A 15,880-nucleotide genomic window follows, 5' to 3' on the forward strand; every position below is an offset into this window, starting at 1 on the left:
ATTCCGACAAATAATTTTTATAAAATTGTGAAAAGTCTATTTTTGTTATATAATAGGTTTGTAAATTTTATACATAAGGGGGAGTTTGTGATGAAGGTGGAAGCGCTTCCTGTAATTGAAGGGGTATACAACTTACAGGACTATGATAAAACGTATCAAACCTTTGACTGGTCACAAGTGGAGAAGGAATTTTCATGGCATGAAACAGGTAAACTAAATGCAGCTTATGAAGCAATTGATAAGCACGCAAACTCTACGCGTAAAAATAAAGTTGCGCTTTATTATCGAGACGCGCAGCGCAATGAAAAATACACATTCAAAGAAATGAAAGAATGGTCAAACAAAGCCGCAAACGTGCTAAAACAAGCAGACGTAGAAAAAGGAGATCGCGTGTTTATCTTTATGCCTCGCTCTCCGGAACTTTATTTTGCATTGTTAGGAGCGGTGAAGCTTGGTGCTATTGTTGGGCCTTTATTTGAAGCGTTCATGGAAGGTGCAGTAAAAGATCGTTTGCAAGACAGTGATGCAAAAGTGTTAATTACGACGCCTGAACTGCTGAGCCGCGTTCCGGTGAAAGATTTGCCAGCTTTAAAACACATTCTCCTGGTAGGGGAAAATGTAGAAGAAGAAGGCATTCAACTAGATTTTCTGAAGCGATTAGAAGCGGCGAATAAAGAGGTGGAAATTGAGTGGGTAGATAGAACAGATGGTATGCTGCTTCATTATACATCAGGTTCAACTGGCAAACCAAAAGGGGTGCTTCATGTTCACAACGCAATGCTTCAGCACTATCAAACTGCAAAGTGGGTACTCGACTTAAAAGATGACGATGTGTATTGGTGTACAGCAGATCCCGGTTGGGTAACGGGGACTTCCTATGGGATTTTTGGTCCTTGGCTTGCTGGAGCAACCAATGTGATTGTAGGAGGACGATTTAGTCCAGATGCATGGTATCAAGCACTTGAAGATTTTGGCGTAACGGTTTGGTACAGTGCACCTACAGCTTTTCGTATGCTAATGGGTGCTGGTGATGACTTAGTTAAACGTTATGATTTAAGCAATCTCAGACATGTATTAAGTGTGGGAGAACCGTTAAATCCTGAAGTGGTACGCTGGGGAATGAAGGTGTTCCAAAAACGTATTCATGATACGTGGTGGATGACTGAAACTGGCGGTCAGACGATTTGTAATTATCCGTCTATGAAAATTAAGCCAGGATCTATGGGGAAACCAATTCCAGGTGTACAAGCAGCAATCGTTGACGATCAAGGACAAGAGCTTCCACCTTATCGAATGGGTAACTTAGCAATTAAAAAAGGCTGGCCATCTATGATGCATACGATTTGGAACAACAAAGAAAAGTATGAGTCATATTTTATTCCAGGTGATTGGTACGTATCAGGTGATTCGGCGTATATGGATGAAGACGGTTATTTTTGGTTCCAAGGCCGAATCGATGATGTTATTATGACGGCAGGAGAACGCGTGGGTCCATTTGAAGTAGAAAGTAAGCTTGTTGAACACCCTGCTGTAGCAGAAGCGGGTGTTATTGGTAAGCCTGACCCTGTGCGCGGGGAAATTATTAAAGCATTTATCGCACTTAGAGATGGGTATGAATCTTCAGATGAACTGATTGAAGATATTCGTCAATTTGTGAAAAAAGGGTTAGCTGCTCATGCAGCCCCGCGTGAAATCGAGTTTAAAGATAAGCTACCTAAAACACGAAGTGGTAAAATTATGCGTCGCGTTTTAAAAGCGTGGGAATTAGATTTGCCAACGGGCGATTTGTCAACGATGGAAGACTAAGGAGTAAATGTTTCAATCTTTGTAGGGAAAATAAGTGATTTTTATAAAGTTCAAACAGCCAGCTGTTTGAACTTTTTTTTGGACTTGAATTTTAAAATGAAATCATTCATAATTGTGGGGTGTAAACTTTTAAATAAAATAAACTGCAGTGATAGGAAGAAGTAATACTTGTCTCCCTGTTTAAGAGAGCTGATGGTTGCTGAAAATCAGTACATAGACAAATATGAAATACGTCCTTGAGCATCTTTTGTGAACTTACAGTAGCAAAAGACGGGTAGACCGTTACATCATTTAAGTGGGAAATAATTTATTTCCAAATAGGGTGGTACCGCGATATTTTCGTCCCTTCTTTTTTAAGAAGGGGCGTTTTTTATGTTGTTCAACAACTTGTAACGAGCAATTAGATAAAGGAGAGAATATATAACATGGATATTTTACAAGATCTTGAGTTTCGAGGGCTCATTAACCAACAAACGGATGAAAAAGGTTTAAGTGAACTTTTGAGTAAAGAGTCTGTTCGTTTGTACTGTGGATTCGATCCGACAGCCGACAGCCTTCACATCGGCCACATGCTTCCTGTTTTAATTTTACGTCGCTTTCAACAAGCTGGACACCAACCAATTGCATTAGTTGGTGGAGGTACGGGTCTTATTGGAGATCCAAGCGGTAAAAAAGCAGAGCGTACATTAAATGAAAAAGAAACGGTTGCCATGTTTAGTGAGCGTATTAAAGGTCAGCTTTCACGCTTCTTAGATTTCGAAGAAGGTGAAAATGCAGCAGTTATTGCAAATAACTATGACTGGATTGGCTCATTAGATGTTATTACATTCCTACGAGATATCGGTAAAAACTTTGGTATTAACTATATGATGGCAAAGGATTCTGTTCAATCTCGTATCGAATCAGGCATTTCATTTACGGAATTTAGCTACATGATTTTACAATCATACGATTTCTTGAATTTATACCAAACATATAACTGTAAGCTTCAAATTGGCGGCAGCGACCAATGGGGAAATATTACAGCTGGCTTAGAATTAATTCGTAAATCAGAAGAAGATGCAAAAGCATTTGGATTAACAGTTCCGCTTGTAACAAAAGCGGACGGGACGAAGTTCGGTAAAACAGAAGGCGGAGCAATTTGGTTAGACCCTGAAAAAACAAGTCCGTATGAATTCTACCAATTCTGGATTAATACAGATGATCGTGATGTTATAAAATATTTAAAATACTTTACATTCTTATCACACGAGGAAATTAATGAATTAGCAGCTTCTGCAAAAGAAGCTCCTGAAAAACGCGAAGCACAAAAAGCACTAGCGGCAGCGATGACTACGCTTGTACACGGTGAAGAAGCTCTTGAGCAAGCAATTCGTATTTCGCAAGCTTTATTTAGCGGAAGTATTTCAGAGTTAACAGCAGAAGAAATTAAGCAGGGATTCAAGGATGTTCCTTCTTACACGCATACAGGTCAAGATATTGGTTTAATTGATTTACTTGTAGAAAGTAAAATTTCTCCTTCTAAACGTCAAGCACGTGAAGATATTTCAAACGGTGCGATTTACTTAAACGGTGAGCGTGAACAAGATTTACAAAAAACAGTAGGTGCAGAAGACCGTATTGAAGGTCAATTCACAGTGATTCGTCGAGGCAAGAAAAAATATACGCTTATTCAATACGCATAAAAAAAGGCCGAAAGGCCTTTTTTTATATATAGACAGTAAAAAAGCCGCTCCATAAGGAACGGCTTTTTACTATTAACGAGAGTAGAACTCTACGATTAGTGCTTCGTTGATTTCAGCAGATAATTCAGAACGCTCTGGTAAGCGAGTGAATGTACCTTCTAATTTCTCAGCGTCTACTGTTAAGTAGTCTGGTACGAAGTTGTTAACTTCAAGCGCTTCTTTCACGATTGAAAGGTTGCGAGATTTTTCGCGAACACCGATCACTTGACCAGGTTGTACACGGTAAGATGGGATGTCAACGCGTTTACCGTCAACTAAAACGTGACCGTGGTTAACTAATTGACGAGCTTGACGACGAGTGCGTGCAAGACCCATACGGTATACTAAGTTATCAAGACGAGCTTCTAAAAGAATCATGAAGTTCTCACCGTGCTTACCAGTTAATTTACCAGCAGCAACGAATAAGTTACGGAATTGACGCTCAGTTACACCATACATGTGGCGTAATTTTTGCTTTTCTTGTAATTGTAAACCGTACTCAGAAATTTTCTTACGTTGACCTGGGCCGTGTGGACCTGGAGCGTAAGGGCGTTTTTCTAATTCTTTACCTGTACCACTTAGAGAAAGACCTAAGCGACGAGAGATTTTCCAACTTGGACCTGTATAACGAGCCATGATGACTCCTCCTTGTTTGTGTTTTTATTTTATGCAAAACAAAAACAGACACATTCTAGCGATATGCTCATTTTGTTTTCATGTACCATCGCTCTAGCAGCAGAGAGTTACACGATACACCATCTTGTTAAAAGGATTGCTACTTCTGTAAAACAATCTTTTAATGAGGAACAAAATGAAAAAACATAAAGAAGATTGTATAAGCTGCAATATTTCACACAACGAGTATTATAGGTGTTTCCTCGTATAAAGTCAAGGAAGATTGAAGATTAAAAGAATGTAAAAGAAAGGATATATTCATTTGAAGTATGAAAGGAGAAGAAAGAACGTAAGAAAACGGTGGTGATGGGCTAATCAAACGTTTGTTTAATAAGCAAAAACCGCTGATTTGCAGCGGTTTTTTTGCTTATTCATATTCAAAGAAAAGAAGTGAGTTCTTTCACGAATTCTTCAAGATACTGTTGATCGATTTCATCAAAGCGATTCTTGATTGGACTGTCAATATCAAGAACACCTAAAAGTTTACCGTCTTTTACCATTGGCACAACGATTTCAGATTGAGAAGCAGCATCACATGCAATGTGGCCAGGGAATGCATGAACATCTTCAATTCGCTCTGTTCTTTGATTTTGAGCTGCTGTACCGCATACGCCTTTTCCAAGTGGAATTCGAACACAAGCCGGCAGCCCCTGGAAAGGACCGAGTACTAACTCGCCGTCTTCCATTAAATAAAAACCTACCCAGTTTACTTCATTTAAAAATTGATTTAGTAAAGCTGAAGCATTTGCTAGATTAGCAATGGTATTGCTTTCTCCTTCTAATAGGGCGCGTAATTGCTTAATTACTAATTCATAATCCTTTTGTTTTGAGCCGCTGTAGTTTTCGACATTAAACAATGTATTCTCCTCCATTCAACATAAGATTTAATGAATTTTTATCAGGAAACGTCAGTTTTAACGCTACTTTGTCGATAAAAGATTACAGGAACTAAAAAGCCTATCACGAATTATGTAGAGAGGCTACTAAAATCCTTTTTAAATACTGTAACGATTTCTACACAATTTTGCAATCATATGTGTTTTGTAAAAATAAATCGAAATGAGGTGTAGATAGATGGCTGTACAGTCAAAAACGAAAGAGAAAATTATTGATGCGGCTGTTTCTCTTTTTAACGTAAAAGGTTTTGATGGTACGTCGGTGCGCGAGATTGCAGGAAAAGCGAAAGTGAACGTAGCGAATATTTCATATTATTTTCATAGCAAAGAAGGATTGCTTGAAAGTTTAGTGATTTCTTATTTTGAAGGTTATATTGGGGTGCTGGAGCAAGCATTCGAAGAAATGAAAAAGCTGTCTTCAACAGAAAGTATGATCGTGATGATTCGAGCTATCTTACATTACCAGCACGAAAATAGGCATATTGCCCGGCTTGTATATAGAGAAATCTCTCTTGACACGATTTTAATTCGAGAAGTTATGACTACGTATTTAACCAAGGAAAAATACTACTTAAAAACAATCCTTGAAAGAGGGATGAAAGAAAAGGAATTTCGAAAGCTGCACGTTTCCTTTACAATCATTGAGCTTAAGGGCATGCTGTCTATGCCTTATCTTCATCCTCAGTACCTAAGTGAAGTTCTTCATATATTGCCTCACGAACCGTATTTTGTTCAGCAATATGCGATTGAGCTTGAGCAATGGGTGCACACAACGGTATGTTTACCATATGAACGGACAAACAAACTGCGCGTTCAATTATCCTGAATGGAGCTCTCCATAGCCTTGGCCTAAATCCTTCGCACAGTGGGCGTCTGACCCATATACGAGAGGGATTTTTTTCTGTTGGGCTGCTTTTACGACAAAGGGAGCTGGATACGCTTCCTTGCACAAAGGCTTAAACAACCCTGCACCATTATAATCCAAAGCCAGATCTTTCATTTTTATTTCATCGAGTATTGCTAAAATAATAGGGGAAAGTGTGTCTTCATATGGAAAGCGAGTTTGAAATTTATGTACGAGTGTCATATGACCAATGCGCTTAGGCTTATAAACGCCTAAACTGGCCTGTACAGAGCGTAATACCGTGTTGTAATACTTATCATATACTTTGCTTACGCTGCCAAACTTCTGTACAATATGTGCAAATACGTCAGCGCTAAAATCTAGGCAGTCATATCCTTCTTCATGTTTTAAGAAGTGGACAGAAAGTATGCTGTCATCGAGATAAGGACCATACTCGTTTAAGAAATCTGTTGTTTCGTGTTCAAATCCTTCAATAAAGTCAACTTCCAATCCGATATTGATACGAATATCGCGCTCAAATTCTTTTTTAACTTGCTGTACGTTTTGAATGTAGCGATCAAGTTTGTCAGGATCCATTCCGCTGTCGCGATCAGGCGTCGGATCACTGAAGCTTTTTGGTAATGGAGCATGCTCTGTAAACGAAATCTCGCCAAAGTTCAGGGAAATCGCCTGTTCAACATATTGTTGCAATGAATCAGGTGAACCGTGTGGGCAAAATGGAGTATGAATATGTTTGTCAACTTTCATAAAAAATGCCTCCTTTTTTCTTCTTTTTCCATTGTAACGACACAAAGTGACTCCATGCCAATATTTTGTATAAAAAAATTTAATTTTTTGCTCAAAAGTTGGACTTTACATGGTATCATAAAAACATTGACGCAAAAAAATTTAAAGGATTAAATTCACCCTTTTTATAAATAAGAAACTTGTCATGTAGAACACACTGTAAGGGGGCTTAGTATGGAATTCATTATAGCACTAATCATACTTATTATCGGATTAGTTGTGTACGGAATGTTTTCACGTAAAAAGATTTATCAAGAAATTGATCGCCTGGAAACGATCAAAGTCGAATTAGCAAATACGCCAGTTGCAGAGGAAATTTCAAAAGTAAAAGAATTGAACATGACAGGTCAAACTGAAGAGCTATTTGAACGTTGGCGTGAGCAGTGGGATGAAATTATATCAACTAATCTCCCGAAAATTGATAAAGAACTGTTTGAAACGGAAGAAGCAGCGGATAAATACCGATTTAAAAAAGCGAAGCAGTTATCTATACATATTGATCAAGCCTTAGAACAAACCAAGATAGATATTGAAAACATACTTACTGAACTTCAAAATTTAATTGGTAGCGAACAAGATAATCGATATGATATTGAGGAATTAAATCAGCTTCACCGCCATGTGAAGAAAAAATTGCTCGCACATCGGTATTCCTATGGAAATGCTGAAAAAACGTTAGAATACGCAATTAATACCTCTAAAGAGCAGTTTAAAAAATACGAGGAAGAGACGATTAACGGAAACTATCTTCAAGCACGTGAGATTGTTCTTCAATTAAAAACTGATTTAACAGCTATTGATTCGTATTTAGAACAAATTCCAAAAGTGTTAGTTGAGTGTCAGACCACTCTTCCTGTTCAGTTCAATGAACTGCTTGAAGGGTTCCGCGAAATGAGTGAGCAGGGATATGTGTTAGATCATCTGCAAGTAGAAGAAACGGTAGAGCTTTTAAAACAAGAAACTGCTGAAATTATTGCAGATATTGAAGAATTATATGTGGAAGAAGCGATTACAAAACTAGATGATGTGAACGAACGCTTAGAGCAGTTGTATGACTCACTTGAGCATGAGGTTTTCTCCTATCATAAAATGAACCGTGAATCTCATACGGTATCTAACTTCCTTCGTATGCTTCAAGAACGAAACCGTGAGCTTCGTGAAGAAACGCTATTTGTACAGCAAAGCTATCATTTTAAAGAGCGCGATTTAGACGTATATTATAAAATGGACCGCGAACTAAAACGATTGACTAACTTGTACTATAATATTTCGGACAAGGTGGCGGAGCACAATTTAGCCTACAGTGTGATCCAAGAAGAACTCGAAGACGTTTCCAAACAGCTTAACCAATTAAAAGAATCTCAGGAATCCTATAGCGATATGCTACAAGCTCTTCGCAAAGATGAGCTCTCAGCTAAGGACAAAATAGAAGAACTGAAATCTCAGTTGATTGAAGCACGACGCCTTATTCAAAAAAGCAACCTTCCTGGTGTTCCTGAAGAATATAAAGTGCAGCTTGAAAAAACGGTTCATATCTTAAATGAAGTAACCGCTAAGCTGAAAGAAAAACCGCTTAATATTCAAGCTGTTCAATCTTTACTTGAAGATGCTGTTGGTTTTGTTCAGGATACATTTGATGAAACAGAGGCAATGTTAGAAGAAGCGCGACTCGTTGAAAGAGTGATTCAATACGGTAACCGTTATAGAAGTACTCATCACTCAATTGCACAGTCTTTAGAAGAAGCAGAAGAAGCATTTCGTCATTATGAATACAAAGAAGCATTAAAACAGGCATCTGCAGCTATTGAGCAAGTAGATCCTGGTGCGTTGGATCGTATACAGCGTATTGTATCTTCACAGAGTTAAAAAGCTCGTGTCCAAAGGACGCGAGCTTTTTTATGACGCTTTTCTTTGCATACTATCTCGTATCTCTTTCAATGCTAATGGTATAGTCTATACATACGGTAGCAACTGTTAGGATAAGCAAGGGGAGGCCTTGCTTATAAAGTGGCAAATAGCTTTGAAAAGATCGTCTATCCTTGTTATGATTACTAAGGCAAAACCTAATTTAAAAAAGCATCAAGGTATGTTATGATAATACGTTGTTCCGAAAAAATGAAGAAGGGGGCGCGCATCCTTGATTTATTTAGATAATAGCGCTACAACAAAACCCTATAATGAAGTCATACAATCTTTTACTAAAGTAGCTACAACTTATTATGGCAATCCATCCTCCCTCCATCAGTTTGGCGTACAGGCGGAGAATTTGTTGAGCCGTTCGCGTGAGCAAGTAGCAGAATTGCTGCACGTATCGTCAAATGAAATTATCTTTACATCTGGAGGAACGGAAGGGAATAATTTGGCTATTAAAGGCGTAGCGATGCAATATAAAAGCCGAGGTCAGCATATCATTACGACAAATATTGAACATGATTCTGTTCATGAACCATTCAAGCAGTTAGAAGCCCTAGGATTTAACGTTACGTATGTTCCGGTAAATTCCAGTGGATTTGTATCACCTGCGGCTATTGAATCAGCTATTACGGATGAAACCATTTTAGTATCTGTTATGCATGTAAATAATGAGATTGGCACCATTCAGCCAATTGAAGAAATTGGACAGATGCTGACGAACTATTCAAAGGTGCTTTTTCACGTCGATCATGTGCAGGGGATTGGAAAAGTTCCGCTTTCTTTAGCGGATCATAAAATTGATTTATGCACATTATCAGGACACAAAATTCACGGCTTAAAAGGGACGGGAATTTTATATAAACGAAATGGAGTTCAGCTTCATCCGCTGCTTAGCGGAGGCTCTCAGGAAATGCAGCATCGATCAGGCACGGAAAATGTGCCAGGAATCGTAGCATTTGCTAAAGCACTTCGTTTAACACTTGAACATGCTGCTCAAAATCAGCAAAAAATGCGGAAAATAAAAGCAGAACTGATGGACAACCTTTCTGCTCACGAAAGAATCACAATTAATACGCCGAATGAGCATTCGGCACCTCATATTATAAATTTTACAGCACAAGGTATTAAAGGTGAGGTTTTTGTTCACGCTCTTGAAGAAAAAGGAGTGTTTGTCTCCACTACATCTGCTTGCTCATCAAAGCGAAAAAAGCCAAGCAAAACGCTTTTAGCTATCGGTAAAAATTACGAAGAAGCCGATCAGTCCATTCGATTAAGCTTGTCAGGCTTAAATGATTATAATGAAGTAACGCCCATTGTAAATGCTATTTTCACAGTAATTGAAGATCTAAAGAAAGTAATGAGGTAAATGATTATGATATATAACCATATTTTAATTCGGTACGGAGAAATCTCAACCAAAGGACAAAATAGAAAAAAATTTGTTGCCCAGCTAAGAAAAAATATCGTAACGGCTCTTAGTGCATTCCAAAATATTCACGTGAAATACACAAGAGACCGCATGTATATTCACTTAAACGGTGAAAATCATGAGCCTATCATCGAACGTCTTCAGCAAATCTTTGGTATTCAAAGCTTTAGTTTAGCATTAAAAGTTGAAAATGAGCTTGAAGCGATTCAAGAAGCAGCGTTAGAAGCAATGAAAGAATTTGATATAGAAGGAAAAACATTCAAAGTATCTACTCGGAGAGCGTATAAACAATTTCCTCTTGATACAAACGAATTAAATTATTCAGTAGGAAGTCATATTCTACGAAATACAGAGCATCTACAGGTAAACGTAAAAGAACCAAGCGTAAATGTACGAGTAGAAGTGAGAAGTGAAGCAACGTATATTACATGTTTTGATTATCGCGGAGCAGGAGGTCTTCCAGTTGGTACGAGTGGAAAAGCGATGCTGATGCTTTCTGGAGGAATCGACAGCCCGGTTGCAGGATACTTAGCCATGAAGCGCGGTTTAGAAATAGAGGCGGTTCATTTTTACAGTCCGCCTTTTACAAGTGAACGTTCTAAGCAAAAAGTCATCGATTTAACGCAAAAATTAACGGCTTATCACGAAAAAGTAAAGCTTCACATTGTACCGTTTACAGCTGTACAGCAAGCGATTCAAAAGCAAATTCCAGAGAATTATACCATGACCTCTACACGCCGTATGATGCTTCGAATTACGGACCTTATTCGTGAAAAAAATGAATCGTTAGCTATCGTAACTGGCGACAGCTTAGGGCAGGTAGCTAGTCAAACGGTTGAGAGCATGTATGCGATTAATGAAGTGACTAATACGCCAATTTTGCGTCCGCTTGTAACAATGGATAAAACGGAGATTGTTGAAATTGCCCGCAAAATTGATACACATGAAATTTCGAATCGACCGTATGAAGACTGCTGTACAATTTTTACGCCAAGCTCACCAAAAACGAAGCCAAAGCGTGAAAAAATAAATCGATACGAACAATTTTATGACTTTGAAACATTAATTCAAGAAGCGGTAAATAATGTAGAAACGCTTGAGATGACAGCTTCTTCGGCTACAAATACCGCAGACAGCGTAGAAGATTTGTTTTAAAAGTTAAATTTCATAAAATTACCAAAAAAATAATGTATGATGCCATGTGTTTTGACACAATCTATATTCAACAAGGAGGTGAAAACACATGGCAAACACAAACAAATTAGTAGCTCCTGGTTCAGCAGCTGCTATCGACCAAATGAAGTACGAAATCGCTTCTGAATTCGGTGTAAATCTTGGACCAGAAGCAACAGCTCGCGCTAACGGATCTGTTGGTGGAGAAATCACTAAACGCTTAGTTCAAATGGCTGAGCAACAACTTGGTGGTAAATAAGTCATATTAACTAAATAATGATGGCTAAAAAGAGTGGGGGAAACCTCACTCTTTTGTCTTGTTTGTTTTGTCACGTATAATAGAGACAAGATCAAGCTTTATAAAGTAAAGGAGATGTTGGCGATGGGGACTTTATTTTACGGCGGCAAAATATATACGATGCTAAAAGAAGATGAGCATGTAGAAAGCGTATATGTTGAAAAAGGATTCATTGAAGATATAGGCGCAGAAGAAGATCTAAGAATCAAATGGGGTCCTGAGATTAACAAAGAAGTACACCTCAAAGGATATCCAATGTATCCGGGCTTTGTAGATAGCCATCTTCACTTAATTGGTCACGGTGAAAAGCTCCTTAGGCTTGATTTGTCTCAAGCTACTTCTAGGGAAGACGTGCTGATGCGCGTTCGGCAAAAAGTAGAGAGTACACCAAAAGGAGAATGGGTAATTGGAGAAGGTTGGGATGAAAATCAGTGGGAAGATTCCTCTTTGATTCAGTATCAAGATCTTGATCAACTTTCAATTGAACATCCTATTATGTTGAAGCGAGTCTGTCGTCACGGATTAGTAGTAAACGGGACTGCTCTTAAAATAGCCGGGATTACAGCTGAAACACGCGACCCGGAGGGAGGTATTATCCAGAGGGATGAAGCGGGAAATCCTACCGGTTTTTTGGCTGATCAAGCGCAAGAATTAGTAACGGCTCATATTCCTCAAGTATCAGAAGCATACATTCGACAAGCTCTTTCAGTAGCCATTAAAGATTGTGTTCAGCACGGATTGACGGGTGGACATACGGAAGATTTAAATTATTATGGAGGCTTTTTGCGTGCATATCAAGCATTTCAAGACGTTATTCATAAAGAAAAGCAGCTGTTTCGTGCTCATTTACTTGTTCATCATGAAGCTGTAGATGATATGTATACATACGTTGAAGAAAAGAAAGACACATCCGCTTTTATTGAAATAGGGCCAATGAAGATTTTTGCTGATGGTTCGCTCGGCAGTCAATCTGCTCTTTTAAGCTTTCCATACAAAAGCGACCCATCTACAAGAGGTGTAGCTATTCAATCACTCGATGAATTAAAACAGCTAGTGAGAAAAGCCAGAGAATTGGGCATGACGGTTGCAATTCATGCGATTGGTGATTTAGCGTTTCAATATGTAGTAGAAAGCATCGAACAATATCCTCCTCAAACAGGGCAAAGAGATCGTATTATTCATGCGCAAATTCTACGAAAAGATTTAGTTGAGCGTGTAAAAAAGCTCCCGGTTGTATTGGATATCCAGCCTCGGTTTTTAGCCAGTGATTTTCCATGGGTCATTGAAAAAATTGGAGAAGAGCATTTGGACTATTGCTATGCGTGGAAAACGTTATTGGACGAGGGCGTTATGTGTGCAGGCGGATCGGATGCGCCTATTGAACCTATCAATCCCATGTTAACAATTCATGCAGCAGTTTCTAGAAAAACTTCTCCGAACAGCTCGGTCGTTTACATACCGTCTGAGCGACTTACAGTATTTGAAGCTGTTCAGCTGTTTACTTTAGGAAGCGCGCAGGCCATTCATCAAGAGCATAAAAAAGGATATATTCAAAAGGACTATGTAGCTGATTTTACCGTATTAGAAAGAGATCTGTTTGAGATACCTGCAGATGATATTCCAGGGGTACAGGTGCAGATGACTGCTATTAATGGAGAAATTGTATATCAAAAATAAAAAGCGCCTTTGGGCGCTTTTTATTATAGAAATGTACGCTTAACTCGTTGCCAGAAAGAGTTATCTTTCAGCTTGACCGTTTTAATTTGACGGTCGCTTAAACGAATTTGAACTTGATCAACTTGACGTGCATTTAATGCTTCGTTATCTATTCCAATAATTGGACTGTGGTTGTTGTCATTGGATAGTTTTAAAGTGAGCGTATGCTCAGCGCTTAGGATGAATGAAGATCCTAATGTACGATAGTTATTATTATTTAGCGATGCCAATTCGCTGACTTGCATACAAGGAATTAACGGATCAACTACGGCTCCACTTACCGATTTATTATAAGCCGTACTGCCTGTTGGTGTTGAAATAATCATCCCATCCCCACGGAATGTTTCAAAGTGATTTTCATTAATAAAAACATCTAGACTGAGTGTTTTTATAACACCTGATCGAATCGAACATTCATTTAAGCAATAAAAAGAAGTTCCTTGATCAATTTGAGTTTGTAAAACGGGAAATCGACGTACTTCTATATTTTCTGTCGTAATAGCTTCAATCATTTTATCCGTTTCATCGATATGAAAATCGCAGTAAAAGCTTAGTTGATCTGAAGTTGTGACACCAGCATATAAGCAGTCATCTCGAAAGCCAGATTGACGGACAGCCTGTAAGAAAGCTCCGTCACCGCCAATACTTACAATGATGTTAGCGCTGTCGAAATGATCTACTACTTGAAAGTCATATTGTTTTGCAAGTTCAATAAGTGGACTTACAAGCGCCTTTGTTTCCTGGTTTTTTGGATGAAAGAAATAAACGTTGCGACGATTTGGCATAGATAGTTCCCCCTTGTTTGTCTGATATGTAAAATATTAGCGATAAAGTAAACTTTTTAAAAAAAGTTTGTTACAATAATTATAGCATTATTGCTTTAGAAATTAAAAGAATAATCTTTTAATTCTGACACCTAAAAAGGAGGATTTTCATGAACAAAAAAAGGTGGATTGCTCTTTTAATTGCGGCCTGCTTATTCATTTTTTCTGCGATTGTTAATATTGGTTTTTCAGTCAAAGAAGAAAAAGATGACGGTCTGGCAGGCATCTTTGGAGGAGACGACAGCGAACTATCAGAAACAGTTATTGAAAAAGGGAATACAGCTAAGAAAATTGCAGTGCTAGAGGTCAATGGAACGATTCAAGATACAGGAAGCGGTTCCTCTCCGCTTATGTCCCAAAATGGTTATAACCACCAAGCATTTTTAAAGCAGCTAGAGGCTGCAAAAAATGATAAGGCAGTTAAAGGAGTCATTATTAAGGTGAATTCACCGGGCGGCGGCGTCGTTGAAAGTGCTGAAATACATAAAAAAATTGAAGAGCTGAAGAAAGAAACGAAAAAGCCAGTGTATATTTCAATGGGATCAATGGCTGCTTCAGGAGGCTATTACATTTCAACAGCGGCTAACAAAATCTATGCAATCCCGGACACTTTAACAGGTTCACTAGGTGTAATTATGCAAAGCGTTAACTACGGCAAGCTGGCTGATAAACTAGGAGTAGAATCTGTCGTGATTAAAAGCGGGGCTCATAAAGATATTATGTCTCCAACAAGAGAAATGACCGGAGAAGAAAAAGAAATTATGCAAACACTTGTAGACAACTCGTACGATGGTTTCGTCAATGTTATCTCTGAGGGACGTCACTTGTCTAAAGAAAAAGTGCGTTCTATAGCAGATGGACGAGTGTACGATGGACGTCAGGCTAAAGAGCTGAAGCTGGTCGATCAACTAGGCTATTTTGAAGATGCGGTAACAGGAATGGAGAAAGATTATAAGTTAAAAGGGGCTCAAGTAATTCAATACAATCAAGGATTCGGACTGCCTTCTTGGCTTTCAATGAGCATGCAAAAAGTAATAGGTGGAGATGAACAAGTCACTGCAATGTTAAAAACATTTGCGCAGCCAAGCTCTCCGCGTCTGATGTATTTATATGCAGAATAGAGGTGGGAACATGGAAAATCAGTCTCATTCAACCGAATCAAACGACAATATAAAACATGAGCCAGCGGTAAGTACGCCAATAGGTAGTGAATTCCATTATGCAGGCTTTTGGATGCGCTTTTGGGCATATCTTTTAGATCTAGCTGTGGTAGCTAGCTTGAACTCTCTGCTGATCAAGCCCATTTTCCATTTAGCAGGTATTTCTCGAGAAGATGGATTTTTTTCTCCTTATACGATTGTAACGGTTATTATCTTCTATGGTTATTTTGTTTTAATGACCAAGTATTTTGGACAAACGCTTGGAAAAATGGTGTTTGGGCTTAAAGTAGTATCGCTGAAAGACTCCACGTTAACTTGGCCTGTTGTGCTGTTTCGTGAAGGAGTTGGACGCTATATTTCTAAAACGGTTTTTTTACTAGGCTATTTATTAGTTGCGTTTTTACCTAAGAAGCAAGGAGCACACGATTACTACGCAGATACAACCGTCATACACGAAGGTACAATCAGCAGATAATAAAAACGGGCTGGAATAAAAGGATTTTAGACGAAGTAAAAAACGAACCACTGATCAAGACTTTTGATTAGTGGTTCGTTTTTTTTGTTATGGTAAACGCAGGTTTCATTTGTTTAGATTCTTCTAGCAGTTGATTTCC

General features: G+C 38.5%; 14 protein-coding genes and 1 other annotated feature. Of the genes, 10 read left to right on the forward strand and 4 right to left on the reverse strand.

Annotated elements, in window-relative coordinates:
- The first annotated feature begins 90 nt into the window (after positions 1–90).
- A complete protein-coding gene (acsA, locus tag AC1DEF_RS00460; RefSeq protein WP_097824685.1) occupies positions 91–1,806 on the forward strand; it encodes an acetate--CoA ligase in 1,716 nt (571 codons plus the stop codon).
- 139 nt (positions 1,807–1,945) lie between these two features.
- Positions 1,946–2,156 (forward strand) — a binding site (T-box leader).
- A 75-nt stretch (positions 2,157–2,231) separates the two neighbouring features.
- The gene (gene tyrS / locus AC1DEF_RS00465; protein WP_097824684.1) at positions 2,232–3,491 is read left to right on the forward strand and encodes a tyrosine--tRNA ligase; all 1,260 of its coding nucleotides are present in this window, start codon (positions 2,232–2,234) and stop codon (positions 3,489–3,491) included.
- 72 nt (positions 3,492–3,563) lie between these two features.
- On the opposite strand, the gene rpsD is transcribed toward tyrS, so the two are convergent.
- Positions 3,564–4,166, reverse strand: coding sequence for a 30S ribosomal protein S4 (rpsD, locus tag AC1DEF_RS00470; RefSeq protein ID WP_013059485.1), 603 nt, complete (start codon positions 4,164–4,166; stop codon positions 3,564–3,566).
- A 416-nt stretch (positions 4,167–4,582) separates the two neighbouring features.
- Positions 4,583–5,062, reverse strand: coding sequence for a GAF domain-containing protein (locus AC1DEF_RS00475; RefSeq protein WP_013085220.1), 480 nt, complete (start codon positions 5,060–5,062; stop codon positions 4,583–4,585).
- A gap of 217 nt (positions 5,063–5,279) precedes the next feature.
- Here AC1DEF_RS00475 and refZ point away from each other — a divergent pair, with 217 nt between their 5' ends.
- A complete protein-coding gene (gene refZ / locus AC1DEF_RS00480) occupies positions 5,280–5,927 on the forward strand; it encodes a forespore capture DNA-binding protein RefZ (RefSeq protein WP_097824683.1) in 648 nt (215 codons plus the stop codon).
- Here refZ and hisJ read toward each other — a convergent pair.
- Positions 5,919–6,713, reverse strand: coding sequence for a histidinol-phosphatase HisJ (gene hisJ, locus AC1DEF_RS00485; RefSeq protein WP_097824682.1), 795 nt, complete (start codon positions 6,711–6,713; stop codon positions 5,919–5,921). The genes refZ and hisJ overlap by 9 nt on opposite strands.
- Before the next feature lie 213 nt (positions 6,714–6,926).
- Between hisJ and ezrA the strand changes: the two genes are divergently transcribed.
- From ezrA to AC1DEF_RS00510, 5 genes are all read left to right on the forward strand, one after another.
- Positions 6,927–8,618 (forward strand): septation ring formation regulator EzrA, encoded by a 1,692-nt coding sequence (gene ezrA, locus AC1DEF_RS00490; RefSeq protein ID WP_097824681.1) that lies wholly within the window; start codon positions 6,927–6,929, stop codon positions 8,616–8,618.
- Between the two features lie 271 nt (positions 8,619–8,889).
- Positions 8,890–10,032, forward strand: a complete 1,143-nt coding sequence (locus AC1DEF_RS00495; protein WP_097824680.1) for a cysteine desulfurase family protein — start codon at positions 8,890–8,892, stop codon at positions 10,030–10,032.
- Positions 10,033–10,038: 6 nt separating this feature from the next.
- A complete protein-coding gene (gene thiI / locus AC1DEF_RS00500) occupies positions 10,039–11,250 on the forward strand; it encodes a tRNA uracil 4-sulfurtransferase ThiI (RefSeq protein ID WP_097824729.1) in 1,212 nt (403 codons plus the stop codon).
- Positions 11,251–11,338: 88 nt separating this feature from the next.
- Positions 11,339–11,527 carry an alpha/beta-type small acid-soluble spore protein gene (locus tag AC1DEF_RS00505; protein WP_013059477.1) on the forward strand — a complete coding sequence of 63 codons (189 nt, stop codon included), beginning with the start codon at positions 11,339–11,341 and terminating at the stop codon, positions 11,525–11,527.
- 123 nt (positions 11,528–11,650) lie between these two features.
- Entirely contained in the window at positions 11,651–13,243 is a 1,593-nt protein-coding gene (locus AC1DEF_RS00510) for an amidohydrolase (RefSeq protein WP_097824679.1), read from the forward strand.
- A gap of 23 nt (positions 13,244–13,266) precedes the next feature.
- On the opposite strand, the gene AC1DEF_RS00515 is transcribed toward AC1DEF_RS00510, so the two are convergent.
- Positions 13,267–14,067: an NAD kinase gene (locus tag AC1DEF_RS00515; protein WP_013059475.1), complete on the reverse strand. Its 801-nt coding sequence runs from the start codon at positions 14,065–14,067 to the stop codon at positions 13,267–13,269.
- Between the two features lie 149 nt (positions 14,068–14,216).
- Between AC1DEF_RS00515 and sppA the strand changes: the two genes are divergently transcribed.
- Both sppA and AC1DEF_RS00525 read left to right on the forward strand, forming a co-directional pair.
- On the forward strand, positions 14,217–15,227 hold the full coding sequence (sppA, locus tag AC1DEF_RS00520; protein ID WP_097824678.1) for a signal peptide peptidase SppA: 1,011 nt from the start codon (positions 14,217–14,219) through the stop codon (positions 15,225–15,227).
- 10 nt (positions 15,228–15,237) lie between these two features.
- On the forward strand, positions 15,238–15,741 hold the full coding sequence (locus AC1DEF_RS00525) for an RDD family protein (RefSeq protein WP_097824677.1): 504 nt from the start codon (positions 15,238–15,240) through the stop codon (positions 15,739–15,741).
- Positions 15,742–15,880: the final 139 nt, after the last annotated feature.

It is taken from the genome of Priestia sp. 10L35 (assembly GCF_056395685.1).

Excerpts from the sequence above, each read along its gene's own strand:
- refZ (WP_097824683.1), top strand. The coding sequence starts at position 5,280 with ATGGCTGTACAGTCAAAAACGAAAGAGAAAATTATTGATGCGGCTGTT.
- sppA (WP_097824678.1), top strand. The coding sequence starts at position 14,217 with ATGAACAAAAAAAGGTGGATTGCTCTTTTAATTGCGGCCTGCTTATTC.
- acsA (WP_097824685.1), top strand. The coding sequence starts at position 91 with ATGAAGGTGGAAGCGCTTCCTGTAATTGAAGGGGTATACAACTTACAG.
- AC1DEF_RS00510 (WP_097824679.1), top strand. The coding sequence starts at position 11,651 with ATGGGGACTTTATTTTACGGCGGCAAAATATATACGATGCTAAAAGAA.
- thiI (WP_097824729.1), top strand. The coding sequence starts at position 10,039 with ATGATATATAACCATATTTTAATTCGGTACGGAGAAATCTCAACCAAA.
- rpsD (WP_013059485.1), bottom strand. The coding sequence starts at position 4,166 with ATGGCTCGTTATACAGGTCCAAGTTGGAAAATCTCTCGTCGCTTAGGT.
- AC1DEF_RS00505 (WP_013059477.1), top strand. The coding sequence starts at position 11,339 with ATGGCAAACACAAACAAATTAGTAGCTCCTGGTTCAGCAGCTGCTATC.
- AC1DEF_RS00515 (WP_013059475.1), bottom strand. The coding sequence starts at position 14,067 with ATGCCAAATCGTCGCAACGTTTATTTCTTTCATCCAAAAAACCAGGAA.
- AC1DEF_RS00525 (WP_097824677.1), top strand. The coding sequence starts at position 15,238 with ATGGAAAATCAGTCTCATTCAACCGAATCAAACGACAATATAAAACAT.
- ezrA (WP_097824681.1), top strand. The coding sequence starts at position 6,927 with ATGGAATTCATTATAGCACTAATCATACTTATTATCGGATTAGTTGTG.
- tyrS (WP_097824684.1), top strand. The coding sequence starts at position 2,232 with ATGGATATTTTACAAGATCTTGAGTTTCGAGGGCTCATTAACCAACAA.
- hisJ (WP_097824682.1), bottom strand. The coding sequence starts at position 6,713 with ATGAAAGTTGACAAACATATTCATACTCCATTTTGCCCACACGGTTCA.